The organism is Proteus alimentorum (assembly GCF_002607735.1).
Taxonomy (GTDB): Bacteria; Pseudomonadota; Gammaproteobacteria; order Enterobacterales; family Enterobacteriaceae; genus Proteus; species Proteus alimentorum.
On sequence record NZ_NBVR01000040.1, the window covers coordinates 1 to 1,288 of the forward strand.

General features: G+C 37.6%; 2 protein-coding genes. Both read left to right on the forward strand.

Going from position 1 to position 1,288, the window contains the following annotated elements; genetic code table 11:
• Positions 1-393: hypothetical protein (locus B6258_RS18110; RefSeq protein WP_099076149.1), on the forward strand; the 393-nt coding region annotated here is incomplete at its 5' end.
• Positions 390-1,288: tyrosine-type recombinase/integrase (locus B6258_RS16305; protein WP_240531613.1), on the forward strand; the 899-nt coding region annotated here is incomplete at its 3' end. The genes B6258_RS18110 and B6258_RS16305, both read left to right, overlap by 4 nt.

Sequence of the window (1,288 nt, forward strand, 5' to 3'; positions counted from 1 at the left end):
ACACTCGTTGATTATTGCGATACTTTTGTAGATGCATTGATTAAGTTTGATGATCTTGCACTTCAAATGGCATTATGTTGTCGGCTTAATGCCTGTTTAACACTCTTGCAATCGACGTTAGATGAGCCTATCCCTCCCCATTTGGTGAAATGTTTTATTACCAATAAAACACCGCCAAGCCTTCCTCGCTTTGATTTTGAATGTACTGAACTTTGCCAGCATTGCATTACGCTGACTCAATTTCTTGCAGAATTAGGTTTTTCAAGTGAGAAGGGCAAAAGTCTTATCTGGTTATTGAATGATTTAATTAATTATTTTGTTGCTGAAATGCGAGCGCCTAGATGGTTACGCACTCTTGATGGAGTGGAACCTCTTGATAAGGTAATGGTATGACATTTAAACAGGAGCAACAAAAAAGTCATCATCTAAAGTTGTATGGTTGTTATTTGATGGTGTGTTCGTTTTGTATCGGCGATAACAGCACCCATTGTCGTGTTTTACTGATTGTTGTAAATGAGCATGTTATGGATGACATCACTTTTGAGTTTCTTATTGAGCAGTATTTTTATTATAAATTATTACGCCCTACGACAATGAGAAGTTACCGTAAGGTTCTTCGTACATTTGAAGAATTTACGTCGTTAAAACCTGCTCAGGTTGATCAATTAACCGTTCTTCAATGGCGATATATTGTTTTAGGTAACAATAAACGCTCAAGTAGAACATGGAACAATAAAGTGTCTCATATGAGAGCATTATTTAATTTTGGGATGGAACAAGAATTATTGCCCCATAAAAAGAACCCTTTTAATGGTACGGTTGTTCGTGCAGGAGCTAAAAAGAAAAAGGTTCTGACTAAGTCACAGATGGATGATATGTATCGTCGAATGGCGCACTATCTAGAACTTGAAGAAAAGCAAGGTTATGGCTATGTGTGTGATGGGCGAAAAAATGCATTATATCCAGCGTGGTTTTGGATGACGGCAATGAATGTGTTTCGTTATACCGCCATTCGTCAAGGGCAGCTTCTGCACATTAGGCTGACTGATATTAATCTTGAAGAGAAGTGGAGCCATTTATGTGAGGAGGGTGCTAAAAATCATCGTGAACATCGAGTACCGATTGTTTCTGCGTTATATCCATCACTAGAAAATTTAGTGAAAGAAGCACAAAAGGTAGGAGTAGAACCGACAGACCAAGTATTTAATGTTGGATGGTTTGATTTAATGAAAAGAAAGAAACATCCCAAGATAATGGGAGAATATCCATTACGCTCATTTTTCAAACG